The sequence below is a fragment of the uncultured Bifidobacterium sp. genome, from assembly GCF_945269915.1.
In the GTDB taxonomy this organism is placed as follows: domain Bacteria; phylum Actinomycetota; class Actinomycetes; order Actinomycetales; family Bifidobacteriaceae; genus Bombiscardovia; species Bombiscardovia indica.
In genome coordinates this window covers 23,879-49,729 of the sequence record NZ_CALYOY010000014.1, presented here as the reverse complement: position 1 = coordinate 49,729, position 25,851 = coordinate 23,879, and the positions used below count along the sequence as shown (strand labels likewise).

The 25,851-nt window shown below is 59.4% G+C and carries 20 protein-coding genes; 19 read left to right on the top strand and 1 reads right to left on the bottom strand.

Features of this window, described 5'->3' with window-relative positions; translation table 11 throughout:
* Positions 1–126: 126 nt before the first annotated feature.
* From Q0K62_RS04065 to mtnN, 9 genes are all read left to right on the top strand, one after another.
* Entirely contained in the window at positions 127–981 is an 855-nt protein-coding gene (locus Q0K62_RS04065) for an aldo/keto reductase (protein ID WP_297316700.1), read from the top strand.
* Between the two features lie 117 nt (positions 982–1,098).
* Entirely contained in the window at positions 1,099–2,043 is a 945-nt protein-coding gene (locus Q0K62_RS04060) for a polyphenol oxidase family protein (protein ID WP_297316703.1), read from the top strand.
* Positions 2,044–2,137: 94 nt separating this feature from the next.
* Positions 2,138–2,917, top strand: coding sequence for an IspD/TarI family cytidylyltransferase (locus tag Q0K62_RS04055; RefSeq protein ID WP_297316699.1), 780 nt, complete (start codon positions 2,138–2,140; stop codon positions 2,915–2,917).
* Positions 2,918–2,957: 40 nt separating this feature from the next.
* A complete protein-coding gene (locus tag Q0K62_RS04050; protein ID WP_297316698.1) occupies positions 2,958–3,656 on the top strand; it encodes a pyroglutamyl-peptidase I in 699 nt (232 codons plus the stop codon).
* Between the two features lie 256 nt (positions 3,657–3,912).
* Positions 3,913–5,535, top strand: a complete 1,623-nt coding sequence (locus Q0K62_RS04045) for a cell division protein (protein WP_297316697.1) — start codon at positions 3,913–3,915, stop codon at positions 5,533–5,535.
* A gap of 192 nt (positions 5,536–5,727) precedes the next feature.
* Positions 5,728–7,092 carry a C1 family peptidase gene (locus Q0K62_RS04040; protein ID WP_297316696.1) on the top strand — a complete coding sequence of 455 codons (1,365 nt, stop codon included), beginning with the start codon at positions 5,728–5,730 and terminating at the stop codon, positions 7,090–7,092.
* A 132-nt stretch (positions 7,093–7,224) separates the two neighbouring features.
* On the top strand, positions 7,225–8,388 hold the full coding sequence (locus Q0K62_RS04035; RefSeq protein WP_297316695.1) for a 3-deoxy-7-phosphoheptulonate synthase: 1,164 nt from the start codon (positions 7,225–7,227) through the stop codon (positions 8,386–8,388).
* Entirely contained in the window at positions 8,378–9,625 is a 1,248-nt protein-coding gene (locus Q0K62_RS04030) for a 3-deoxy-7-phosphoheptulonate synthase (RefSeq protein WP_297316694.1), read from the top strand. The genes Q0K62_RS04035 and Q0K62_RS04030 overlap by 11 nt, the downstream gene beginning before the upstream one ends.
* 258 nt (positions 9,626–9,883) lie before the next feature.
* Positions 9,884–10,612: a 5'-methylthioadenosine/S-adenosylhomocysteine nucleosidase gene (gene mtnN / locus Q0K62_RS04025; RefSeq protein ID WP_297316693.1), complete on the top strand. Its 729-nt coding sequence runs from the start codon at positions 9,884–9,886 to the stop codon at positions 10,610–10,612.
* 34 nt (positions 10,613–10,646) lie between these two features.
* Here the strand turns inward: mtnN and Q0K62_RS04020 are convergent, their stop codons facing one another.
* Positions 10,647–11,885, bottom strand: coding sequence for a substrate-binding domain-containing protein (locus Q0K62_RS04020; RefSeq protein WP_297316692.1), 1,239 nt, complete (start codon positions 11,883–11,885; stop codon positions 10,647–10,649).
* A 289-nt stretch (positions 11,886–12,174) separates the two neighbouring features.
* Between Q0K62_RS04020 and Q0K62_RS04015 the strand changes: the two genes are divergently transcribed.
* The 10 genes from Q0K62_RS04015 (at position 12,175) to Q0K62_RS03970 (ending at position 25,846) form a co-directional block, all read left to right on the top strand.
* Complete coding sequence (locus tag Q0K62_RS04015) at positions 12,175–13,536, top strand: extracellular solute-binding protein (protein WP_297316691.1); 1,362 nt, start codon at positions 12,175–12,177, stop codon at positions 13,534–13,536.
* Positions 13,537–13,679: 143 nt separating this feature from the next.
* A complete protein-coding gene (locus tag Q0K62_RS04010; protein WP_297316690.1) occupies positions 13,680–14,639 on the top strand; it encodes a sugar ABC transporter permease in 960 nt (319 codons plus the stop codon).
* A gap of 1 nt (position 14,640) precedes the next feature.
* On the top strand, positions 14,641–15,534 hold the full coding sequence (locus Q0K62_RS04005) for a carbohydrate ABC transporter permease (protein WP_297316689.1): 894 nt from the start codon (positions 14,641–14,643) through the stop codon (positions 15,532–15,534).
* Positions 15,535–15,616: 82 nt separating this feature from the next.
* On the top strand, positions 15,617–16,456 hold the full coding sequence (locus tag Q0K62_RS04000; protein ID WP_297316688.1) for a hypothetical protein: 840 nt from the start codon (positions 15,617–15,619) through the stop codon (positions 16,454–16,456).
* A gap of 14 nt (positions 16,457–16,470) precedes the next feature.
* Positions 16,471–19,188, top strand: a complete 2,718-nt coding sequence (locus Q0K62_RS03995) for an alpha-L-rhamnosidase C-terminal domain-containing protein (protein WP_297316687.1) — start codon at positions 16,471–16,473, stop codon at positions 19,186–19,188.
* Positions 19,189–19,431: 243 nt separating this feature from the next.
* Positions 19,432–19,953 (top strand): 50S ribosomal protein L10, encoded by a 522-nt coding sequence (gene rplJ / locus Q0K62_RS03990; protein ID WP_297316686.1) that lies wholly within the window; start codon positions 19,432–19,434, stop codon positions 19,951–19,953.
* Between the two features lie 103 nt (positions 19,954–20,056).
* A complete protein-coding gene (gene rplL / locus Q0K62_RS03985) occupies positions 20,057–20,437 on the top strand; it encodes a 50S ribosomal protein L7/L12 (protein ID WP_297316685.1) in 381 nt (126 codons plus the stop codon).
* A 438-nt stretch (positions 20,438–20,875) separates the two neighbouring features.
* A complete protein-coding gene (locus Q0K62_RS03980; RefSeq protein WP_297316684.1) occupies positions 20,876–22,420 on the top strand; it encodes a glycoside hydrolase family 30 beta sandwich domain-containing protein in 1,545 nt (514 codons plus the stop codon).
* A gap of 73 nt (positions 22,421–22,493) precedes the next feature.
* Positions 22,494–24,020, top strand: coding sequence for a glycosyl hydrolase family 30 (locus Q0K62_RS03975; RefSeq protein ID WP_297316683.1), 1,527 nt, complete (start codon positions 22,494–22,496; stop codon positions 24,018–24,020).
* 305 nt (positions 24,021–24,325) lie between these two features.
* Positions 24,326–25,846, top strand: coding sequence for an FHA domain-containing protein (locus tag Q0K62_RS03970; RefSeq protein WP_297316682.1), 1,521 nt, complete (start codon positions 24,326–24,328; stop codon positions 25,844–25,846).
* Positions 25,847–25,851 lie beyond the last annotated feature (5 nt).

Below are 25,851 nucleotides of genomic sequence, written 5' to 3'. Positions count from 1 at the left end.
CTTCGGCGGCGGAGGCGGTTCCTTCGGCGGGCGCTGACGGGACCCTGAGGCTAGAATCGTCTGGTCCGGGAAAATGGAACAGTATGATATTCGTACACTACCGAGGAGCGGATGATGACATCATCGATGAGAGCACTGGGCCCCTTCACGACCACGGCGGTCGGTCTGGGCTGTATGGGTCTTTCCATAGAGGGGAAGCCCGACGAGCAGACCGGCATTGAAATCATTCACGCCGCCCTTGATGCGGGGTGCCGCCAACTGGACACGGCTTGGTCCTACTATGAGTCGGGCGGCCCGGAGCAGACCAACGAGCGCTTGGTCCGCAAGGCCCTGGAGTCCTGGAAGGGCCCCCGTGAGGATGTCCTGGTGGCCACCAAGGTGGGGCATTACCGCAACTTCACCGAAGGAAAGCCCACCTGGGCCGTGGATGGTCGCCCGGAGAGCCTGATCAGGCATGCCAAGGAGTCTGCCCAGGCCCTGGGCGTCGACACCATCGACCTGCTGTACTTCCACCGCCCCGATCCCCAGGTGCCGTACCGCGAATCCCTTGAGGCCATGGAATCCCTGGTCCAGGAGGGGGTGGCCCGGACCCTGGGCGTCTCCAACGCCGACCGTGAGCAGATCGACATGGCCAGGGAGGTCATGGGGGCTGACCTGGTGGCCGTCCAGAACCAATTCTCGCCGACCTTCCTCTCCAGCCGGGATGAACTCGATTATGTCTCCGGCCTGGGTCTGGCCTTCGTCTGCTGGAGCCCTCTGGGAGGCTTCCGCAAGGCCAAGGACGAAACCAGGTACGACCCTTTCCGCAAGGTCGCCGGGGAACGGGACGTATCCTATCAGTCGGTTGTCCTCGCCTGGGAACTGGCCCGGAGCGAGCATGTGTTCGTCATTCCGGGAGCCCACCGTGCATCGACCATTCTGGATTCCCTGAAGGCGACCCGACTTGATCTGAGTCCCGAGGAAAGGGCCCTTCTGGGCTGAGACCGGCAGGAATCTGGGTGATGATTCCAGGCCTTACCATGGCGGGGAAGGGCTTTGGACGGCAAGGAAAGGAATGATGCCAGCATGGCCAAGCAGGCTGCAGGACCCGAATCGGGTATGTCTGATCAGTGGTCCGATGAACACGGGGTTGTAGACAGCTCCGCCATTCCCACCCATGATGCGGGCGGTGCTCCCATACCCGTCACCATTCCCATCGATCTGGCCCCGGGCGTCAGGGTGGTGTACACCACCCGCCTGGGAGGGGTTTCACAGGGTGGGTACGCTTCGCTCAACCTTGGCGGTAAGGGCGGGGATGAGCCGGGATCGGTGGAGGCCAACCGTCAGGCGCTGAGCCGGGAGCTGGGAAAGCCGCTCCGCCTCGTCAGCCAGGTCCATTCGGCCAGGGTCGTTGATGCGGATGGGCGCGATCCTGCCGGCATGGATGCCCCTCCTGCCGATGCCCAGGTGACCACCAGGACCGACCAGGCCCTGGGTATCTTCGCCGCCGACTGCCTGCCTGTTCTTCTGGCCGATCCGGAGGCGGGCGTCATCGGAGCCGCCCACTGCGGACGTAAGGGGCTGGTGGCCGGGGTCATCGCCTCCCTGGTCGACATGATGGTGTCCAAGGGTGCCGACCTGGGCGGGATTGTGGCCACGCTGGGTCCCTGCATCTGTCCTGACTGCTATCAGGTTGACGAAGACCTGGCCCGTTCCTTCGACCAGGTCTTCCCCGGAACGGCAGGAACCAGCCGATTCGGTGGGGTCTCCATCGACATTGCCTCGGCGGCCCGGATGGCCCTGCGGGCGTCAGGCATATCCAGGGTTGTGGATTCCGGTCGCAGGGTGGCCGCCGCAACCCACTACCTGAAGGATGACCAGGAGTTGGATGCCATCCGCAAGGTGGACAAGGGGGCCGAGCAGGCCAGGGACATTCGTGCGGACCGGGCCGGGCACTGGCTGTGCACCGTGGAGAACCCCCTCTGGTTCTCCCATCGTCGGGCCGTACTGGCCGGAGTCGAGACCGAGGGGCGTATGCTGGCGCTGATCATGCGCGAAGACTGATGGCTGAGGTGCCCGGTATGAATCGTGCAGATGTTCAGTGCAGAAAGCCCCACCCTCCACCGTTTCCCCCCGGCAAGGCCGATAGCGTGTGACTATGAGTGAGATGAGAGAACCTGAAGCGGAAGTGCGGGCGGATGTCCCCCGGCGCTCCGTACCGGTGGTGGCGGTGGTCCTGGCCGCAGGGCTGGGCGTCCGATTCGACGTTGACAATCCCAAACAGCTCTTCCGGGTGGGGGGCAAGCCCATCGTGGCCTGGTCCATCGAGGCTTTCGAGGCCAACCCCGACGTCACCGACATCCTGCTCGTGGTCAACGACCGGGTGCGTCCTGCAGTCGAGAAGATAGTGGCGGATAACGGCTATCCCAAGGTCAGGATGATCATCCAGGGCGGTGAGGAACGGGTCGACAGCACCGAGGCCGCCCTGCAGACCCTGGCCGGGTCCGGCATTCCCGCCGATGCCAAGATCCTGATTCACGATGCCGTCCGTCCCTTCGTCAGTCAGGAGTCCATCACCGGGTGCATCGAGGCCCTGGACAGTTTCAGTGCCGTGACCGTTGCCGTCCCCTCGACCGACACGATTCTCTTCGCCCGCGACCTGGGGGAGCGCAAGGTGGTCCGTGACGTGCCGGACAGGGACAACATGTTCCGTGCCCAGACCCCCCAGGCCTTCCGTTTCGACACCCTTCGCCAGGCCTATGCCAGGGCGGCCACCGATCCGGAGTTCCATCCGACCGATGACACCCGGGTGGTGGTGGACTACCTGCCGGACGAGCCGGTGGCCATCGTGGCCGGCAATGAGACCAACCTCAAGGTCACCCTTTCATCGGACATCCCCATCGCCGAGTGGATCGCCCGTTCCCTGCTGGGGGAATAGGACACCGGCTCCTCCGCCTGTCCTGTGTACCATGGATGGTATGGAGCAGATCAAGGTCATCGTCACCGGATACGACCACTATGAGGGGGTTGAGGTCAACCCCTCCTACCAGGTTCCCCAGGCCCTGGCCGACCGGGGCATGGGCGGCCTGACACGGACCGACACCCAGTTGGAGGATCCCCTCAGGGGGGTGGACCTGGATATCACGGCCGTGACCCTGCCGGTCAGTTTCGCCAAGGCGTGGCCCATCCTCCACCAGGCCATCGAGCGGGTGGAGCCCGACCTGGTCATCGCCACAGGACTGAAGCGCCATGCCCGTGGGATATCCATGGAGCGGTGTGCGGTCAACATCAAGGAGGTGGGGCATGACCTGGCCTGCCAGGATGAAAGCGGGCATGGGCCGACAGAGCCAATCGACCCTGATGGGCCGGCCGCCTACTGGACCAGGCTTCCCCTCCGTGCCATCCTTCAGGAGTTCGGGCATTGCGGAATTCCGGCAACACTCAGCTCGGACGCAGGCACCTACGTCTGCAATGCGCTCTTCTACAACCTGCTGGGGTGGGCCACCAAGCACCCGGACGTATTGGCCGGGTTCGTCAGTCTTCCCATGGTCAACGAGACCGATCCCCAGGGGTTGGGTCTTCCCCTTGAGCAGCAGATCCAGGCCATCCAGGAGGTGGTCAGGGAGACCGTGCGGTACTACCGTCAGCCATCCTCAAGTCCCATCCTCATCGCCTGATCGCTGACTTCGATTGCTTCGATTCCAGGGGAGGATGGACCAGGCCCGGCCGTTCGGTTGATGGGCTGGCGACGGGTGTCCACCCGGGGGTAAGCACTGATTCGAAGCATGTTCATGGGAAAGGCAGGCTCCTGGTGAATGCGGCGCCATCGCTCCCAGGAAAATAGACATGGCGGAGTAGAGTCGAAGTCACCCCGTCCATGTGTTCGACCTGGAGGGGCATAGGTATGTTTTGGTGGCAAAGAGGAGTGAATCCATGGCCGAAGATCAGTTTCCGGTAGTTCTGCGCGGGTATGACAAGGAACGGGTCGAGCAGGCCCTGGCGGACTCCCGCAAGAACCTGGACCGTCTCCGTCAGCAGATCAAGGTGGATGACGACCGCATCCTCAAACTTGAGGCCGAGCTCCAGGAGGTCAAGGCCAGCAAGGCCGCTCCCTCCAAGGATTCCTTTGCTTCCCTGGGGGCCAATGCCCAGCAGCTCCTGGCCTCCGCCGAGCAGACCAGCACCGAGTTGCTGAACCGGGCCAAGCAGGATGCCGCCTCCACCAGGACCTCTGCCCAGGAGAAGGCCACCACCCTGGTCAACGATGCCAAGATCGATGCCCAGCGCCTTGTGGACGATGCCAACGCCAAGGCCAAGGCCATCGTCGAGGCCGCCAATGACGAGGCGCGGACCGTGACCACCACGGCCAAACAGCAGACCGAGCAGGACAAGTCCTCGGCCGCCAAGGTCATCGCCGAGCGTCGGCAGGCCCTGGACCTGGAGTTGCAGAACTCCCGCGAGGAACACGAGAAGCGTCTGGCCACCGAGAAGGCCACCCAGGAGCGTCAGCTGGCTGACGAGAAGGTCGCTGCCACCAAGGAGATCGCCGACAAGCGCCAGAAGGCCGACCAGGAGATCGCCAAGCTCAGGACCGAGGCCAACGACCAGATTCAGCAGGCCCTGGCCGAGGCGAACAAGAAGCTGGCCGACGTGCGCGAGCAGGTCTCCCAGACCCTGAATGACGCCCGCCGACAGGCCGGTGAAATCACCGACAAGGCCAAGTCGCAGGCTCAGCGAATCGTTGACGAGGCCAAGGTGACCAGCGCACAGACCATGGCCAAGGTCAACGCCGAGGCCGAGCAGATCCGCTCCGACATATCCAACCAGCAGGATGAAGCCACCGCCAAGGTGAGCGCCCTCCTGAAAAGCCTGGAAGAGCGGCGCGAAGCGACCGAGAAGGAATCCCAGGAGCTGATTGAACAGGCCAAGGCCACCCGGAAGGATGCTGACGCCTTCGCCTCCTTCAAGCGTGAGGAGTCCGAGCGCAAGGCCGCCCAGATCCTGGAAGAGGGCAAGGAACGCGCCCAGGCCGAGATCGAAAAGCGTCGCAAGGCCGCCCAGACCGAGCTGGAAGGACTCGAGGATCACATCACCAAGCTTCAGCACCGCGAGGCCGCCATTACGGCCCGGGTGGACGAGCTCCGTTCCATCTTCTCCAAGTCCTTCGGCCAGTTCGATGGGTTCCATGATGAGCAGTCGGTCCGGGACCAGGACGATGCACCAGCGCCCAGTGTGCCCGTGGTCAACGCGGTACCGGTCACCCCCCCGGTGGTGGGCCCTGCCCAGCCTGCGGAGGAGCCCGCAGAAGCCGATGCGGAGGGGTCCGCCCTCTCCGGGGTGGCTGAGACAGCCCCAGAGGTGGTTGACTCGTCAAGACAGCCTCTTGCCGATGGCCGATCCACCGGGTCCACCGTTGCCGATGAGGGTCTGGGTGAAGAAGCCGAGGAGCGTTCGGATGCCAGGCCCGCCGGTGATTCCGCCCAGGCCGTGAATAATCAGGAGACGACCGTGCTCCCGCCCCTGTCGGACAAGGCTGCTTCCGAGGATGACCGCTAGAAATCAGGGGTAACGATTACCTGACCGGCCCGGTGGGTGAACCTCCTGCCGGGCCGGTTTGTATCCGCTCGGGCCTGGTCATGGTACCGTGCCGGTTTTCGGCCTGGGCTGACCGGTTCCCTCATAGCGGCTTTCCACTATGCTTGATCATGGTGGAACCGCACACCGATGAAAGGAACAGGGATAACCCGTATGACATCAGCATTGACCCCCCTCGACCAGTCTCAGTTGGATGACCTCCGCACAGCCTTCGATCAGCGCGAGACCAACCGTATCGCCATGAACGCCGTCACCCAGGCCGGCATCGACCAGGTGGCCCACAACTATGATCGGTCCCGTCTGGTCCAGCACCGTTTTTCCGTCAGCATCGACAACGGCAAGGTGACATCCCAGGCCCACTCCGGGCGTTGCTGGCTCTTCAGCTCCCTGAACGTGGCCCGGTTCGCGGCCCGCAGGGCATTGAACATCGACGCCTCCAGCCCGGCCAACCCCATGGGCGACTTCGAGCTCTCGCAGAACTATGCGATGTACTACGACAAGCTGGAACGGGTCAACTACTTCCTCAGGGACATGGCGGCCCTGGTCCGTGCGGGCGAACCGACCGACTCCCAGCTCATGCAGTTCCTCCTTGGCGACGTCATGGGCGATGGCGGCCAGTGGATCATGGCCATGAACATCTACAAGAAGTACGGTGCGGTCCCCAAGCCGTACTACCCGGAGACCGCCTCCTCCCGGAATACGGGTGAACTGGATCACCAACTGCGTCGCCTTCTCCACCAGGCCGTGGCCCACATGGTGGCCGAACCCGCAAAGATCGACCGAATCATCGCCGATACCACCCGGGCCGGGCACCGAATCCTGACCATCCACCTGGGCACCCCGCCCACCAGCTTCGACTGGGAGTGGACCGACAAGGACGGCGTCTTCCACCGCGACGGCAGGATCACCCCCCAGGAGTTCTGGAAGAAGTATGTGGATGCCGGCCTGGAGGACTACGTCTGCCTGGTCGACGACCCCCGCCGCGAGCACCCCAAGGGAATCAAGATCGGTATCGAGCATCTGGGCAACGTGGCCGGTGGCGATCCTACCGAGTACCTGAACGTGCCTGTGGACTTCATGAAGGATTGCGCTCGCAGGTTGATGGCCGATCAGGGCCTCCCCGTCTGGTTCGGCGCCGACTGCCACCCGATGATGGACCGGAAGATGGGCCAGTGGGCCACCGACCTCTTCGAGTACGGCAGGGTTTACGACGTGGACTTCGACATGGACAAGGAGGAGCGTGTGCGCTTCGGTGACTCCGCCCAGAACCATGCCATGGCCTTCGTGGGTGTCGACGTGGCCGATGACGGGACCACCACCAACCGTTGGCGGGTCGAGAACTCCTGGGGTGGCGACATCGCGAACCAGGGCTACTTCACCATGAGCGATGACTGGTTCACCGAGTACGTTTACGAAGTGGCCGTGCCCAAATCCATGCTGCCCGAGGAGTATCGCCGGGCCTTCGACCAGCCGGCCATCATGCTGCCGGCCTGGGATCCGATGGGCGCTCTGGCCTGATCAATATCGGACGGTATCCGCCGCCTCCGTGCCCATATAGGGACATGGGGGCGGCGAATCGGTTTCCGTGCGGGGTACAGTGTGACCAGCAGAGGGAAGCCTGAGAACCGAGGTTCGGGGAGGGAGAGCGCAATGGCAGTGATCAAGGGGCCCGGGAGCGGTCTGGACAAGGAACGGCAGAGGCTGGGGGAGAAGGCCGTCTTTCCTGAGACCGTCGACGTCAACATCAGCCAGCTTGACCCCATCCCGGCACCTCGGCACTTTATCAAAGCCATGCCATTGAACGCCGCACAGGCCAGGCTGGTCCTGGAGTCACGCCAAGCCATCAAGGATGTCCTTCATGGCAGGGATGACCGGCTTCTGGTCGTTGTAGGTCCCTGTTCCATCCATGATCCCAGGGCGGCCCAGGAATACGCCCAACGTCTTGCCGGGGTGAATCGGGAGCTCAAAGACCGTCTGGTCATCGTCATGCGCGTCTACTTCGAGAAGCCGAGGACCACTGTGGGCTGGAAGGGCCTGATCAACGACCCCGATCTGGATGGTTCCTTCGATATCCGCAAGGGACTCTGGCTGGCTCGGAAAGTGCTGACCGACGTCCTGTCCGCCGGAATTCCGGCCGCCACCGAGTGGCTGGATCCCATCACCCCTCAGTATCTCTGCGATGCGGTCAGCTGGGGGGCCATCGGCGCCAGGAACACCGAGAGCCAGGTCCACCGCGAGCTGGCCTCGGGCATGTCCATGCCCATCGGCTTCAAGAACTCCACCGACGGGAATGTGGATGTGGCCGCAGACTCCTGCTATGCCGCGGCCTTCGACCACCACTTCCTCTCCGTCAACCTGGATGGACACGTCATTTCGGCCGAGACCAGGGGAAACCCGGACTGCCACCTGATCATGCGGGGATCCTCCCGGGGGCCCAACTACGATCCGGCCTCGATCCGCCAGGCCCTGGATGACCTGGCCAAGTCCAAGGCGGGCCCCGATGCTTGCGCTGGCCTCATGGTCGACGCGGCCCATGGCAATTGCGGAAAGGATCCGGACCGCGAGGCCGGGGTGGTCGAGGAATTGGCCGACCGCATCGGCGGGGGGGAGGAGGGTATCCTGGGCATCATGATGGAGAGCTTCCTCGAAGGAGGGCACCAGGATCCGGCTCCCCTGGACCAGCTGGTCTTCGGGAAGTCCGTGACCGATGCCTGCATTGCCTGGGACAGGACCAAAGATCTCCTGCACACCCTGGCCGGTGCCGTTGATCGTCGTCGGTCGTCTCTGGAAGGCAGTATGCACCATGACAGGTAAGGATCAGGAATCAGCCGGGTCGGTGGCCGGGTCCTTCACGGATCAGCCCCTGCGTACACCACGCAAGGCCTATGAGGTGGAACTTCTCCACAAGGCCATCGCCGAGGGGGTCGACCCCCTCAAGTCCGGGGCCGTGCCCCGCTGGGAGGATGAGGTTGGGGTCGGGCGGATCGTCAACCGTCGAGTCTTCGAACTTGACAGGCTGCCCTCACCGGCCGAGGTCCTGACCAAGTTCCCCCTGGACCATGAGGCCCGGAATCTGGTCATCAGGTCCAGACAGGAGATCAAGGCCTGCCTTCAGGGTGAGGACGACCGTCTCCTGGTCATCGTCGGCCCCTGCTCCATCCACGATCCCAAGGCCGCCCTGGACTATGCCCGGCGCCTGGCGGCCATGAACAAGGAGCTTTCCGACCGCCTCCTGATCGTCATGAGGGTCTACTTCGAAAAACCGAGGACGACCATCGGCTGGAAGGGATTGATCAACGATCCGGACCTGGATGGGACCCATCGGATCCAGAAGGGTCTGCTCCTGGCCAGGAAGGTTCTCCTGGGCATACTGGGGGCGGGTCTGCCGGCAGCCACGGAGTTCCTGGAGCCCACCTCGCCCCAGTACATCTCGGATGCGGTCAGCTGGGGGGCCATCGGCGCCAGGAACACCGAGAGCCAGGTCCACCGCCAGCTGGCCTCGGGGATGTCCATGCCCATCGGCTTCAAGAATGCCACCGACGGCAGTGTGGATGTGGCCGTCGATTCATGCTATGCGGCAGGCCATCGGCACACCTTCTTCGGTATCGACCATGAGGGGCAGGCCGCGGCCGTGGAGACGCTGGGCAACCCCGACTGTCACCTGGTCCTGCGCGGGTCCAAGCACGGGCCCAACTACGACAGGGAGTCGGTGCGCCACGCCTTGGAGACGATCCGGCAGACAATGCCCGCGGGCAGTGCCGCCACCCATGGCCTGATCATCGACGCTTCACACGGCAACTCCGGTAAGGATGAGCACCGGCAGATCGGTGTGGTCGAGGAACTGGCCGACCGCATTGCCTCCGGTGAGGAGGGCATCACGGGCCTGATGGCCGAGAGCTTCATCGAGGGCGGCAATCAGGCCCCTGCCCCCCTGGATCAGTTGGTATACGGCCAGTCCGTCACCGACCGCTGCATCTCCTGGCCAGACACCCGGACCCTGCTCGGGCACCTGGCTGACGCGGTGGATGAACGGCGCCGTAATCAGGTCTGAAGATCTGGATTCATCGCGGGGCGCCCGTATCCGGCGGCCTTGGTCTTTTTGCCGATAAGGATGGATTTTGCCCACCGGCCTCCATCAACAGCCATCGGAGTGGTCGTTCTTTCCGGCAGGGTCCAACTTCTGGAGCGGCAGATGAGAAGTTTGCGGTTGCAGGGCAGTGGGCAGGGTCCCTGTTGATGCTGCCCCTGGCGGGTCACCTTGCGGTAGGCTGGACGGACAAGGACAGTCGGCACCAGTAGGAGGACCAGGATGAGCGAAGGAAACCGGGAGCAGGACCGCAACCAGATGGTAGCGATCATCGGGGCCATGGACGAGGAAGTGGCGCTGATTGCCAAGGGGCTGGGAGGTTCCGCTCACGACGGGCAGTCGGCCCGGGCTTCCTTGGATGTGGTGCGGGGAAGTCTGCAGGGTGCCTCGGGTCCCATCCAGGTCGTGGCCACAGTCGGTGGCATGGGTACGGTCAACATTGCTGCCACCGCCCAGTACCTGATCGACACCTACCGCCCGGATGCCGTCATTTTCTCCGGAATCGCCGGAAACCTCAACAAGGACCTTCATATCAATGATGTGGTCCTGGGAGGGACCCTGCGCTACCTGGATACCGACATGCGCATGGTGGCGCAGTTCGCTCCCGGAACCGAGGAGTTCCACTCCGACCCCCATCTTCTGGATCTGGCCCAGCAGGCCCTGGACCGGATGGGGATCAAGCACCTGGTCGGCACCATCGCCACCGGTAACTACTTCGTCGATTCGCCCGAAAAGACCGCCCAGGTCAAGGCGGAGACCGGGGCCGATGCTGTGGAGATGGAGGGTGCCGCCGTCTGCCATGTGGCCGCCCGCAACCATGTGCCGGCCCTGGTCATCCGCGCCCTGAGCGACAATGCCGACACCGACTATGAGGTCTTCAGGGAGTTCGACATCACCGAGTATGCCGACACCGCCGCCAGGCTGGTTCTGAACATCGCCCGGGGACTCTGATCTGTGTGGTGCCGCAGTTAACGGTTCTTCAGCCTCATGGCTGATTTCCGGTACCCAGGTCAGCGACGCTTCCCCTGTCTATCAAGGTTGGATCGACAAGGATATGTTCCGTTGGTCGGTCAGGGTCGGCAATCAGATTCATCAACAGGTGTATGGCAGAACCGCCGAGCGTGGACTCGGATGATCGCAGAACGGTTAATGGCCGGGTGCTTGGTGTGGTGAATCCGTCAATGGATATGAGCGAGACATCAGCAGGTATGGTTTTTCCGCGTCGCTCGAGCACCTGTGCCAGTGCGACGGACAGGTAATCAGTGTGGACCAGTACTGCAGTTGTCCGGGTACTTATGATCCTGTCCACTATGTTGTTGATCTGATTCGTGTCATATGCCTGGACATTGGTAAAGGTGAACATCTCCTCAATCTGATCGCTGGCTGACATCATGCGGTGCCAGCCATCTTCGATTTGCTTTGAGGTGGGTGAGAAGCTCAGGGCGGCACCGATTCTGCGATGACCGTGGTGCATGAAATGCAGGATCGCCTTGCGAACGCCATTGCGATGGTTGGTCTGCACGGAGTTCATGAAGAAATCCTCCATGAGTGGGGGATCGCGTTCAATGATGACAGACGGCAAGGGGCTTTGCTTGAGCCAGGTCCAGGTTTCATGCGCGACGGTTGGTTCAACACCTGGAGCGATGATGAAACCCTGCAAATCGGATACTTCCATAAGGCTGTCGAGTATGCCCGTCTCCGGATAGTCCTCGTATGAAGTCTCCCGAGAAATGACTGAAAGCTGGTACTCATCCTGGGCGATCCTCCGTATGTACTCGGTGACGCCCGGCCAGAAGAGACTGGGCTCCGGAAGAACCACGGCCACGGTGCCTTGAGATTTTTCGTCGCCGATTGCCGGTTGCCCCATGGTAATAGAAGACGTCGGGTTGAAGTCATCGGGTTCGGGGATCTGCCGGATGTTCTTACCGATGCGATCCCTGTTCTGTTCGGCTTGCTTGCCGGCAAGATTGAGCGAAATCGCTCCCCCGCGGACGCGCTTGAGCAGACCTGAATGATCGAGGATGCTGAGATCACGCCGGATGGTAATTTCAGTGGTGTGTGTCATGGCCGCAAGTTTCTTGACGCGAACCACATCGTCTCTTAGCAGCAGACCCAGGATGAGATCGCGTCGCTGGGCAGGCAGAAGGTCACCTGCCGGAACGGATTCGGCCTCGTTGTTTTCCCCCGGATGATAGTCTTCGTCGGTCTCTTCGTCTTTGGTCATTGTCCGATCTCCGCTTGCAGTTCCAGTCGTTTTTGTACCCGACTTCGCATTCCTTGAATGACACCCATCGTAATGCATCTAATCTAGAGAGCATGTACCGTACTGAAACAAATGGCAACCGAGATTAAAAAACAGAAGTAGACCCATATTATGAAAAACATGTAGCGATCGATATTGCTTTCTATCGTTTTGCCGTAGGTAGCTGATCGGTGGCTTTACATGGCAGTAATGGCAGTGGAATTATCTTCCTGGGCCATGAAGGCATTGTCGCCAAAGGAAAGGAAAGACGATGAAGTTGCATCAAGCCTATAAACCCCTGGCTACGGCAGCTGTTCTGGCTGTTCTCCTATCGGGATGCGGTGGGGGAAGCGGTTCCGGGGGATCCCAGAGTTCTTCGAATGAAACCCTGGACAAGAACGTCAAGGCAAGCATATCGATGGCCGGATGGTCCCTTGATATGACCCCGGAGTTCAAGACACTGGTCGATGGCTTCGAAAAGGAACATCCCAATATCAAGATCAACATCAAGCAATACAGCGCTGATGATTATGACAAGCAGTTGACGGCGGACATTTCTTCAGGAAGCCAGCCTGACGTGTTCCCCATCAAGTCCCTTCAGAAATATTATGTGTATTCTCAGTCCAAGGGTATGGCCGATCTGTCGGATATAGCCAAGGGATATGAGGGCGACAAGAACATAGACGTCTCTCAGTACAAGATGGACGACGGAAAGTACTATGCCCTGCCGTACAGGGCTGATGCCTGGGTCCTTTTCTACAACAAGGACATGTTCAAGAAGGCCGGGGTTTCGGAACCTGACGGTACTTGGACCTGGGATGACTATACCAAGGCAGCTGAACAGCTCAAGCAGAAGCTGCCGGAGGCCGGGTATGATGCAAACAGCGTCTATCCCATCTATCAGCACACCTGGCAGTCGGTGGTCCAGGCCTTTGCCCAGGCTCAGTCCGGCAAGGAGCCGAAGGACAACTTCTTCAAGGGAGACTACAGCTACTTGAAGTCTTATTACAAGAGGGCCTTGAAGTGGCAGGATGAAAAGCTGACCATCGATTGGAATACGGCTTCAACCAACAAGGTTCAGTATCAGCCGCAGTTTGGTACGGAGAAGGCCGCCATGATGCCCATGGGGACCTGGTACGCCGCTGTGCTCGTCGAGCAGCAAAAGAATGGACAGGCCAACAAGTTCGAATGGGGTCTTGCACCTGTTCCGCAGAATCCTGAAGTAAGGAACAAGTCAAGCAAGCCCATCACCTTTGGTGATCCCACGGGTCTTGCCATCTCCTCAAAGACCAAGGGCGACCAGCTCAAGGCCGCTAAGGAGTTCGTCAAGTGGTGCGCCGGTGAGGGAGGGTCCAAGGCACTTGCGAATATCTCCACGACGCCTGCCTACTTCTCCAAGTCCGTTACCGATGTCTTCTTCAAGGTGGACGGTATGGCCAAGGATCAGCTGTCCGAAAAGACGTGGCGTGTTCATGACACCCGTCCCGAGAATCCTGTAGGAGCTGCTACCGACACCATCCAGAACGTGCTCAAGGACACACATTCCTCAATCATGACCGAGACCAAGAAGGTTGGTCCTGCTCTGGATGAGGCCGCAAGCAACATCAAGGATCAGGGGGTGTTGGACGAATGACGGTGGACTTGCTGAACCTGTTGGCCGTTTCATGCCGGCAGGTTCAGCTTCGACACTGATGCCAGACATGATAATCAGAGTGGTATTCGTCTCCATCGAGTGCACACCTCTGTGCGGCAGTGGATCAAGGAGGTCAGAGGCTTATGGGTGAGGTTGCAGAGCCGAAGACGAGTAGTAATGCCCGTAACGGTAATTCACACAGGAAGAGCGGGGACGGTGCGGTAGTCGAGGCGAAGGCCATCTCAAGGCGGAATCTTCGCAACGGTCTGCTGTTCATTGCCCCTAACTTCCTGGGATTCATGTTCCTGATACTTGGACCTGTGATTGCGCTGTTCTACATCGCATTCACCCGGTGGTCCGCTTTCGGGGATCCAAAATTCACAGGTACGCATAATTGGGTTCGGCTGGCTCACGATAAGATTTTCTGGGCGTCTTTCTGGAACACCTTCTACTATTCAGTCGTTCACATCCCCCTGACGCTCATCATTGCCTTTGCTCTTGCGGTTCTGCTGAACTCGAAGCTGAAGGGGCGCACCTTCTTCAGGACTGTGGCATTCTTCCCCTACATCACTTCAATAGTTGCAGCGGCTCAGGTGTGGAGCATGCTCTTTGATCCCAAGAGTGGCCCCATCAATATGTTTCTGAGGTTGTTCATCAGCAACCCGCCGAATTGGCTGGGTTCGACGGCTTGGGCCATGCCTGCCGTCATCATCGTGGCAACCTGGCGCGAAGTCGGTTATTACATGATTCTGCTGCTTGCGGGCCTCCAGACCATTCCAGGCGAGCTGTATGAAGCGGCGCAACTTGATGGAGCCAATGGATGGCAGCGTTTCTGGCATGTAACCGTGCCCTCGATGCGTCCTACGCTTTTCTTCGTCATTGTTACTCTTACCATCGGGTCGTTCAAGATATTGGATCTCACCCTGGTAATGACCGACGGTGGCCCTGGCACCAGCACCTTGGTGCTTGCCCAGTACGTATACAGGGTCGCATTCGATCGTAGTGATTTTGGCTATGCGTCGACTGTCTCCCTTGTTCTGTTTGCGGTCTGCATGGTCGTCACGCTGATTCAGTTCTGGTACAACAACAGGAAGGCTGACTGACATGTCGATGTCACAGGTCACTAGTGAATCCAAGATTCCTGAACAGATTGCCTGGAACAAGCCCAAGCGGTCACCGGCTAAGATAGTTGGGACGGTCATCGGCTATTCGGGTATGCTGGTCGTGTCAGTTTTCACCTTGCTGCCCTTCTTCTGGATGATTACTTCTTCTCTGAAGTCCAACAACGAAATATACTCGATTCCGATCAAGTGGTTCCCGAGCACCTGGCACTGGGAGAATTACATCCATATCTGGACCCAGGCGGATATGAGCACATGGTTGCTCAATACCATCTTCTTCTCGGTGGTTGTAACGCTCCTTCAGGTGTTCACGGGTTCCTTCGCGGCTTACGGCTTCTCCAAGATTCGATTCCGCGGCAGAAACGCACTCTTCCTGATTTATATCGCCACCATGGCCGTACCGTGGCAGGCCTATATGATTCCGCAGTTCAAGATGCTCTCTTCACTCGGTCTTTCTGATACTCGTTGGTCCATCGTCCTGCTTCAGGCCTTTGGCGCCTTCGGAGTCTTCATGATGAAGCAGTTCTATGACAGCATCCCCGAAGAGTTGTCGGAAGCTGCTCGACTGGATGGTCTTTCCGAATTCGGTATCTACCGGCGTATCATCCTGCCCCTGTCGGGCTCTTCCATAGCGGCCCTGGCGATCATCACCTTTACCAACACCTGGAATGATTACATGGGTCCGTTGATTTATCTCCGTTCCCAGAACCTGTATACAATACAGTTGGGGTTGAAGCTCTTCATATCCCAGTACAGTGCCGATTTTGCCATGATCATGACGGGATCCGTGCTTTCAGTGCTGCCGATACTGGTGGTCTTCCTGATTGGACAGAATCAGTTCATAGAAGGTATTGCTACGTCCGGCATGAAGGGATGATGTATTTGGCAGGTGTCCTCGCCAGGAGAAGCGGGTGATTATGCAATCATCGCGAGCGGGACAATCGGGTGGAAGGCATGCCATGCATGCTCTCATCGATTCGGTGAACTCGGTTTATGCATTATTGCAGATAGGTCTGTGCGCCCTGACGGGGACCGCACCCTTGGTTTTGGCCATGATCTTTGTTCATGACCTGACCTACTATCCGCTGTACCTGGCGACTTTCTTCCTGAGCGCCCCAGGATTCGCCGCCATGTTCGCAAGTTTCCGTGATTGTCCGTCGCTGTCATCTCGCAACGGTAAAATCCGCTCAAACCTGATCGAGTCAGTATTCAATCAAGGGGAAACGCTGCCGGACTGGATTGCGAAGCCGTACATCGAACTTGGCAGTAACCGTATCTTCATCCCGTTTTGGCGAGCTTACATGCATCTTGCCATCCGCTCGTGGGTAACGACTCTCCCCTTGGCCTTTGTATGCTTCTGTCTGATGTACGATATTCAAATCGTGGCGGCTTTCAAATGGAGCATTTTTATAGTGCCTCCAATGGTCAGCTGTGTGGTCCTGTTGATACAGGCCTGTTTCGTTGCTTTGGTTTTGGTGGTAGAGTACCCCAAGGCGAAACTGTGGCCGACGATACGGAATGCAGTGCTTCTTTCCGTGCGACGGTGGTACATGCTTCTTATCAGTGTTCTTGCAGGGGCCGGCTATATTTGGGGGCTTGCTCGTTTTCCGATACTGGTGGCTCTTCTGGTTACAGGGCTCATCGGATATATCATCTGGGGTTCGGCCCGTTGGCAGGCCAATTCTTTTTTGGTGCAGATGGCGCGCGAAAGCGGGGATAAACACATCATTGCCCTGTATAGGCCACAGGAGCAGGGTGATGTACAGGGATCTTCCCCACTCGCAGATTTCAAACAATAGGGAGCCGATGAGATATGTCAGCTGGTCGACTGTCAACCGATACAACAGTTGAACATTTGCCGGAATTCTCCATCAAGGTTTTGCTGAATGACCGTTTGGCACCGGTGAATCTGGAGGCGTACTCCATTCCGGTTCTTCGCTGGCGGGTGGAAGGGGAGTTGCCTTTCCGTGTCGGGTCATTGAGAATGCATGTGGCCGTCTCGGCCAGTCTTGATGTATCCGATAATGGCCTCCTTTGGAGAAGTGAATCCATCCCGTTCAGCGGATCGGGGCAAATACGCTTACATGACATTCCCATGGGCCCGTCACGGCGATATTGGGCCGTGGTCGTTCTTGAGGATGGCCTCCAAGTCGTTGCGACCAGCGCCCCCATGACCTTCGGTACAGGGCCGGGAACTCGATGGTCGGCCCAACCGATCTGGGCCACCGCCTCTGCCCGGGATGAGAATCCGCCGGATTGGGCCTTTCTTCGCACCAGCATTCGCCTGCCGGACAGGCCCATACGATGGGCTACGCTCAGTGTCACTGCGTCATCGACCGCCCCATCGCGGCAGTTTGTCTATCGCATATGGCTCAACAGCGAGTTTCTCGGGTGTGGCCCGGTCTTTCCCGTCAGGAACGAGGTGCGCTATGACGGGTATGACGTCACGAGTCAGCTTCGCTCTGGCGAGGTCAACGCTATCGGGGTCATAGCTTACACACGTGAGGATCACCGTTTTGCGGCTCAGCTCGATGTCTGCTTTGCCGATGGCGAATTGCGCCATTACGGCAGTGACCAAAGCTGGAAAGGAAAGGACGGTTCTTGTGCTTTCCCGGAATCCGGATCCATAGGAACACAGTATTACATGGCTCCGGTCGAAAACATCCGTTCTGAGGCCTACCCGGATGACCTTTCGGATCCCGCTATTGACGATGGGTCCTGGACAAGCGCGGAGATAAGGCCTGAGTTCCAGGAGTATCTGGCTTCGCCGGTGGATGCTCCAAGGGTGGTTCCAGTGCATCCGGTCGATGTGCAGATGGTTGGAAGGAACTCGGTCGTGTTGGATTTCGGCCGTGTGCTCATGGGCGGGATGCAGTTGGATATCGACCTGGTGCGCCCCGTCACTTTGAAGATTAGATATGGTGAGGTCAAGGAGAATTCCTGCCATGTCAAATACCATTTGAATACTTCGAATACGTATGCCGATGATTGGCACTTGAAGGCGGGGCATAATCGTATCGAAACCTGGGGTATCAGGGTTTTCAGATATGTTGAGCTGATTGGTGACCTTTCCAGTCTGGATGCTGTGGTTGGAGCGATAAGGGCTGCTGGTCTGAGCACGCCGGTCAACGACCCGCATGCCTCGTTTGACTCTTCCGATCCTGTTCTCAATGCCGTCTGGAATCTGAGTCGTGATACGATTCTGGGTCTTAACGGGAACATGTATGTCGATTCCTGGACCAGAGAGCGTGCACCTTACGAAGCCGATGCCTGGATTCAGCAGTCGGCCCATCTGGCATTGGATGATGCCCCCGCTTTGGGGCGGTACTCCTTGGAGTATCTGATCAGGAACAGGACCTGGCCCACCGAGTGGCCTCTGTATTCGATCCTGGCCGTTCATGACTCGTGGATGCAGACGGGAGACCTTGACCAGGCCTGCAGACTATATGGCGAATTGTGCTCCTTGTTGCCGAATCAGTATCTGGATCGGCAGAGTTGCTTGGTTGTCAAGGACCCCGGTGAGTCCAGTCGGCTGGATGGTGATTTGGTGGACTGGCCGCCGACGGAGCGCGATGGCTTTGTCTTCGGACATGTCAATACCATTGTCAATGCCTTGTCTTCCCAGGCGTACCGTGATATGTCCGAACTGGCCCGGGCACTCGGGCACAACGGTGATGCCAAGGCGATGGCGGATATATCTGCCGCCATGCGGGTTGCCATAGATCGGTATCTGTATGATCCTGAGCTGGGAGCATACGTGGATGGGCTTGATTCAGGGCCCCATGGCAAGCAGATAGGTCACCACAGCCTGCATGCCTCAGCTTTCTCCTTGGCCTTTGCAGACCCTTCCCGTGAGCACGCAATATCATCTGGAAAGTATCTTCGTCGGCGTGGCATGAGGTGCAGTGTCTATACGGCTGTGGTCTATCTGCAGGGTCTATACAAACAGGGGATGGGTGCCGATGCCGATTCGCTGCTCGGAGCAGAGACGGGGACGCATACCTGGAAGCACATGATTGACCAGGGGGCCGGTGGCACCATGGAGGCTTGGGATCCTGCAATCAAACCGAATACGACTTATTCCCACCCCTGGGCGGCATCCCCGCTTCATCTTCTGGCGGAGGGGCTCATCGGAATTAAGCCCATAGAGCCGGGTTTCCGTAATTTCGCCTGTATTCCCCAACCAGGTATGATACGCGATGCTGCTATCGTAATGCCGACTTGCAGGGGGGATATCCATGCGACGTACAGTCTGCATGGGGCCGTTCATTCGGACCAGGGCAGTACGCAGACAGAAGGCATACGACTGAGTTTGACCGTTCCTGCCGGGAGCGGGGCTACAGTGGTCCTGCCGCGATTGATTGGTCAGCCCCAGGGCCGAAGCGTGGATGTTGAACTGGACGGTTCCCGCCGGGGTGCCCGTCTGCTTGGGGAAAATGAGGTTGTTGCCGGGGTGCACTGCCCAGTGGGCTGTATTATCTTTGAGGGCTTGTTGCCAGGCAATCATGTCATCACAGCCGGCTTGGTATGAGCAGTATCACAGACAGGGTCGATTTGTCATAGTCCGCGATATCCGCTATAGTTGCCGACGTACACCAAAGACCGTTGGTCGGAATCGTCAGATTCCCTAAGTCCGGTTGACCGAGCCAGCACAGGTTGAGTTTTCGAACAGTCCTTTTTGATGTTCCGTACCCGCTCTGCCTGTGTGCAGGGCTTTTTTCTTGCCCTGACCCGCGAAGCCGACCTTGCCATGGTCTACTCAGGAAGGAACGCCATGAAAAGGCCCGAAAAGGAAGAGGTTGTCGCCAGGCTGACGGACAAGTTCCGTGAAGCCGACGCGATCATCCTCACCGAGTACCGCGGGCTCAGTGTTCCGCAGGTCGGCGACCTGCGGAACAGACTAGGCCGCGATACTTCCTACGCCGTGGCGAAGAACACGCTCGCCCGTATTGCAGCCGGAGAGGCCGGCATCGAGGGTCTCAATGAGATGCTCGCCGGTCCCTGCGCCATCACCTTCGTCAAGGGTGATTACGTCGAAGCTGCCAAGACGCTGCGTGATTTCGCCAAGGAGAACAAGGCACTGGTCATCAAGGGTGGCTTCATTGACGGAGCCGTTGTCGATGCCGATGCCATGAAGAAGATTGCGGATCTGGAATCTCGCGAGGTCCTGCTTTCCAAGATGGCGGGCGCGCTCAAGGGCACCATGTCCAAGGCCGCCAACCTCTTCGTCGCCATGCCCACCAAGGCTGTGCGTACGTTCGACGCACTGCGCGAGAAGCAGGAAAAGGCGGCGTGAGGCCAAGGGCCTCGGCCCTGACCCATGCAGCATGAAGAATATAAGGATGTTCGGTGACCGGTCGACCAGACAAACCGGTTGCCACAAATGAAAGGAAGCCATCATGGCTAAGCTCTCTGCTGATGAGCTCATTGACGCGTTCAAGGAAATGACCCTGGTCGAGCTGTCCGACTTCGTCAAGAAGTTCGAGGACGAGTTCGACGTTGAGGCCGCCGCCCCCGTGGCAGCCGTCGCCGCCGCCCCAGGTGCCGCCGCTCCGGCCGCTGAGGAGAAGACCGAGTTCGATGTCGTCCTCTCTGCCGTTGGCGACAAGAAGATCCAGGTCATCAAGGCCGTCCGTGCCATCACCAACCTGGGTCTGGCCGAGGCCAAGGCCCTGGTCGACGGTGCCCCCAAGCCCGTCCTGGAAGGTGCCAAGAAGGAGGACGCCGACAAGGCGAAGTCCCAGCTGGAAGAGGCCGGCGCCACCGTCGAGCTCAAGTGATTGCCGGCTCCTCCGGGAGCCGTCTGAACTGCTTAACCCCTTGTCATGGCATGCTCATGGCTTGGGGTTTTTACTTACCATGTGCTGCCTCTGAGAATCTGCCCAAGAGAGTACTGTGCGGATTCGTCCAAGCTCCTTTGGAGACGTATCGGACGGGCTGGATGCCTTCGATGATCCGCCGGTCTTGCCGCACACTTTGATTGTGGGTCTTGCAAACTCCATCCTGTCTGCTTTCGTCTTGTTGCCATCTTCCGCAGGCGATCCAAGTAGTGCCGGACATGAGCGGCTCCCTGAACTCCACGTGGACGGTAACCAGGAATAGTAGTGATTGTTTCTGATTCAAATTGAATGTTAATGATTGAATATGTTACTATACCGCTGTGTGTTCGATTTCTGTCCTGATTTCGCTGTTCAGGCAGATGATAAATGAGGAGTGCAATGACGCGCATGTTCGCCAATCAGTATTGGACGGTAACGCCAGGAGACCTGTCGGATCGGCGGCGTCCCCTTGATTCACCCGAAATTTCGGATACCCCAGGTGAAGCGACTCCGATCATCATTGACCCGAGTCAGCCGCACCAGCCCTGGCTGGGTGCCGGGGCCGCCATCACCGATGCGGCAGCCTCGTTGATTTGGGGGAGCCAGTCCGAGGAACAACGCCACGCCATGTTGGACGACATGTTCAATCCTGAGCGGGCCGGTTTCTCGTGCATCCGCATCCCTCTGGGTTCCTGTGAACCCTCTTCTCAGCCCTACTATACGTATGACGACATCCCCTATGGGGACCATGACAGGGACCTGAAGCATTTCTCCTTGGGTGAGGGTGAGCCTGGAACGCCAGAAGCCACCAAGGATTTCAAGTACATCATTCCGGTGGTCAAGGAGATTCTCTCCATCAATCCGGCCGTGAGGATCATCGCCTCCCCCTGGAGCGCTCCAGCATGGATGAAGAACACTGGACATCTCTGCCAGGGCGGTCATCTTCGATTCAATGAGTGGACAGGCAACGGATACGATCCCCTGGAGGACTCCATCGAAGGTGTCTATGCCCGGTATTTCGCCAGGTATGTGGATGAGATGGAGGCTTTGGGGATTCCCATCTGGGCGGTCACTGTACAGAACGAACCATCCAATGCGGCTCCCTGGCCAGCCATGACCTGGACACTTGCCCAACAGGCGGACTTCGCCCACAGGTTCCTGCGTCCGGCCTTGGATCGGAACCACCCGCAGCTAAAGATATTCATCAACGACGATTCCGGCCACTGCCTTACCGGCCCGGTCGACCAGGATGTCAGCCCAGCCCAGGCAGGTTCCATCGACGGCCTCACCCTTCATGTATATGACGATGATTACACCAGTCTTCCCAGGGCCACCAGGGTCTATCCCCAATGGATCTACGGGATGACCGAGCGTCGGTGCATGCTCGAAGAGACGCCCGAAGACGCGGCACACATCATGTCTGGAGTGATCGGCAACTGGCTGGTCCGAAACGGTGAATCCTTCATCACCCTCTGGAACATGGCCCTGGATGAGCGTGGCCTGCCCAACCAGATCGGTGCGGACGGTCGTCGAGGTGTCGTCACCATTGACCACACTACGGGCAAGGTCCGCCGTAACCTCGAGTACTTCATGCTCAGGGCCTTCGGCCAGGATGTGGAACCGGGTTCCACAGTCATCGAGTCCAGTAATTACACTCCCGACGGGTGGAGTGGAGGATTGGGTTCGGTGGCTTTCATGGCCCCCGATGGGTCCATCAGTGCGCACATTTACAATCCGACCGGTACTCCGATTCAGGCGGCCGTCACCGTCAATGGGTGGGGCAATCGCTGGCAGGTTGTCTCGGTCCCCGCCTGGGGGACGGTCACGATGCATCAGTCGGATAATCCGCGGATCAACAGGTCATCCGTTCCGGAAGACGAAGAGTTCGATTTGGATATCCGTGCTTCCGACCTCATGGAGGACAAGGCTCCGGGCAAGTCCTGACAGGGATCGGGCGGTACGGCAGCCCTGGAAACCCATCGGCGGCAGTCTTGGATATGCGCGAAACGAGGTATAGATGAAGGAATTATGGACGATCACTTCAGGCGACCTGTCCCAACGGCGGCAACCCATGGAGGCCCCGGGTACGGTCGGCACCCCTGGTGAGGCCGTACCGGTGCAGGTGGATCCGACCCGGCAGTACCAGCTCTGGGAAGGCGCGGGGGCGGCCCTGACCGACTCCAGCGCTTACCTGTTCATGACCAGCATGAATGCCGAGCAGCGCAGCAAAATCCTGACCGAGATGTTCGACCCGGCTCAGGGGGGATTTTCCACCCTGCGTATCTGCATTGGTTCCTGCGACTTCTCCAGCCAGCGCTACTACTCCTATGATGACCTGCCTGAGGGTGTGGCGACCGATGCCGCTTTGAACCACTTCTCCATCGGTGAGGGGGAGCCCGGTGCTCCCGATGCCACCAAGGATATGAAGTACGTGGTGCCGGTCCTTCAGGAGATCATGGCCATCAATCCGGGTATCCGCATCCTGGCCTCGCCCTGGACCGCACCGGCATGGATGAAGAGCAGTAACCGGCTCGAGGGGGCAGGGCGGCTGCGTCTGGGTGAATACTGTGGCAACGGCTACCGGAACAGAGACAAGGTTGATTTCGTCTACGCCCAGTACTTCGTCAGGTTCATCGAGGCGTACCGTGATCTGGGTATTCCGATTGCAGCCGTGACCATACAAAACGAGCCCTCCAACAACCCAGGCTGGCCCATGACCACCTGGACTCCGGAGGAGCTCACACGCTGGGGGGTCGACTATCTGCGTCCGGCCCTGGACCGCAGCTTCCCTGATGTGGAGATTTTCTTCGGTGATGACGGGCTGAGGTTCTTTTCACGAGCCGTCAGCGAATACATGACCCCAACCGAGTCGCTCAGCTTCGCCGGTGTTGCCTTCCATACCTATTCCGGGTTGCCCCAGTGGGTCTTCAACGGGACCCGCCAGTTCCCCCAGTGGAGGGGCGTCATGAGTGAACGCCGCTGCATGCTGGACGAAACCGTTGAAGAGGCCAGCCATGTCATGTTCGGTGAGATCGGTACAGGACTGGTCCGTCAAGGTGTAGGCATGATCGATCTGTGGAACCTGGCCCTGGACGAGCGTGGCCTGCCCAGCTGGGCCAAGACTCTGGGGCGTCGCGGTGTCATCACGATTGATTCGGGGACCGGCAAGGTCAAGAGGAACCTGGAGTACTACATGCTGCGCAACTACGGCCAGGATGTGCCGGTGGGCGCCCGCAGGGCTGCCTCCACATCGTACACGGTCGATGGGCGCAGGGGTGGACTTGGCTCGGTGGCCTTCGTCCGTGGGAGTGATGAAATCAGTGTCATCCTCTACAATCCGACCGGTGCCCCCATACAGGCGGCGTTGGGCATCAATGGCGAAGGGGCCAAGTGGAGGCTGGTTGAGGTGCCCGCCTACGGTACGGTTTCCTACCACCGGGTTCCCGACGATCGGATCAACACCTCCACGGTTCCTGAGGATGAGGACTTCAGAATCTACATGACCCCCCATCCGGCCGATGACAAGGATGAAGCTGATCTCTGATCGGGTTTCTTTAATTAGAGTCGGTTGGCCGTACGGCCGCATCGGTTCCGCCCGGTACCCTTCGGGGTCCCGGGCGGAACCCATTGTTTCCGGGGCTGGTCATGGCTGTGCATCTCTTCAGGTAACCTGGCTGGGGGCGAATCAGATTCAGGAACAATGCCGCTGCTGTTTATGGAAGTACCAGACCATGCGGTGATGTGCCGGTTATCAGTCGATTCAGGGGGCAATCATACCGATTTCAGGGTTTCATGACACAATAGCGATAGTACTGTGTGATTGCGACTGCAGATTTGGAGGTCCATAGCGTGAGTGACGGTCAAAGACCAAAGCTGGAGTGGATAATCAAGGTCAATGGGGTGGAGAAAACCAGGTTGGAGCCCGGCCAGACCATTGAAATCGGTCGCAAACCCCTGAGGCCACTCAGTGATGACGGCAGGCGCCGTCTGGATGTCCCTGATGACACCAAGTCCATGTCCAAGCGCCATGCCCTCTTCACCTTCGACAAGGAGGGGTCCGCCACCCTGCGTGACATGGGTTCCACCAACGGGTCCTACATGGTCCAGGCCGATGGGTCCCTGGTCCGGCTGCCCTCCCAATCGGCCTTCCTCCTGCCGGGATCTTCGGTACGTTTTCAGTTCGGCGATGTGCCGGTGGACTTCATCCAGGTCGAAGCACCGACCCAGAAGGAGGCCAAGCCGGGTCAGCAGGTTCCCGACCTCTTCTCCTACGCCCGTGACCGTAAGGAGCCGGTGGAACCTGATGCCGCCGGCATGTCGGTGGATGACATCCTGGACATGAGGGCAGGTGAGCCTACCGGCATATTCCGGGCCGATGGTGTCCGGAACCGGGTCAGTGCCCTCCATGACATGGCCCTGGGGGAGGGGCAGGCCGAAGCCGGGACCCCGCAGGTGCCGGTGCAGGAAGCGCAGACACCGGTACAAGAAGTTCGGCCTGCAGAAGCACAACCTCAGCCTCGTGTCCAGCCTCAATCCCAACCTCAGTCCCAGTCTCGGCAGCTGCTTCAGGCCCAGGCTCCGGCTCAGTCCCGACAGCAGTCTCAGAATCGGGATCAGGCTCAATCCCAGCCTCAACAGCAGTCTCAGGTTCAAGGTCCTGCCCAGGCAGACGTTCCCGACCAACAGCAGGTGCCGCCCCAATCCGGGCAGGCCAGCCAGCAGATGGGTGGTCTGCCGGTGCAACCGGTCCTGGCCCAGGTCGTGGAAGGGGAGGGACGGCACTCCGTTCAGCGCAACCTGTTTGACGATGCCAGAAACTCCCGGACCGCCAAGGCGGATGCCCAAGGCCAGGACAGACCTGCCATGGTGCAACCTCAGGCCCAACCGCAGCCAGTACAGTCTCAGTCTGCAGCCCGGTCTCAGTCTCAGGCATCCGGACGGCAACCTACCCAGAAGGGATCATTCCAGCCCCTCGGGGCCGTCGAGCTGGCCCGTCAGGCCCAGCAGGATCGGGAGGCTGCGGGTGAACGCCAGGCAGCCGCAGTCGGTCAGACCGGCGATGAACCGACCTACCGACCGGCCTTTGAGCCGGGATCCGTCTTCGAACGGGTCTCCAAGGGGGACTACGGCAGTCAGGAGAAGGCCATCGAGGTGGACGGCATGAGCTCGGACGATGCCAAGCGCACCTCCGATTTCGCCCTTCAGTTCGAGATGGCCAAGCATCCTCAACTGCTGCCCTTCCTGGCCATGAATCCAGCCCTGTACGATGACCTCTATGCCTGGTTGTCGGCCCAGGGCAACGAGGACATCGATGCGGCCCTACAGGGCAACGAAGGCTACCACGAGTATCTGAATGCCACCGGGAAGTGAGTCTA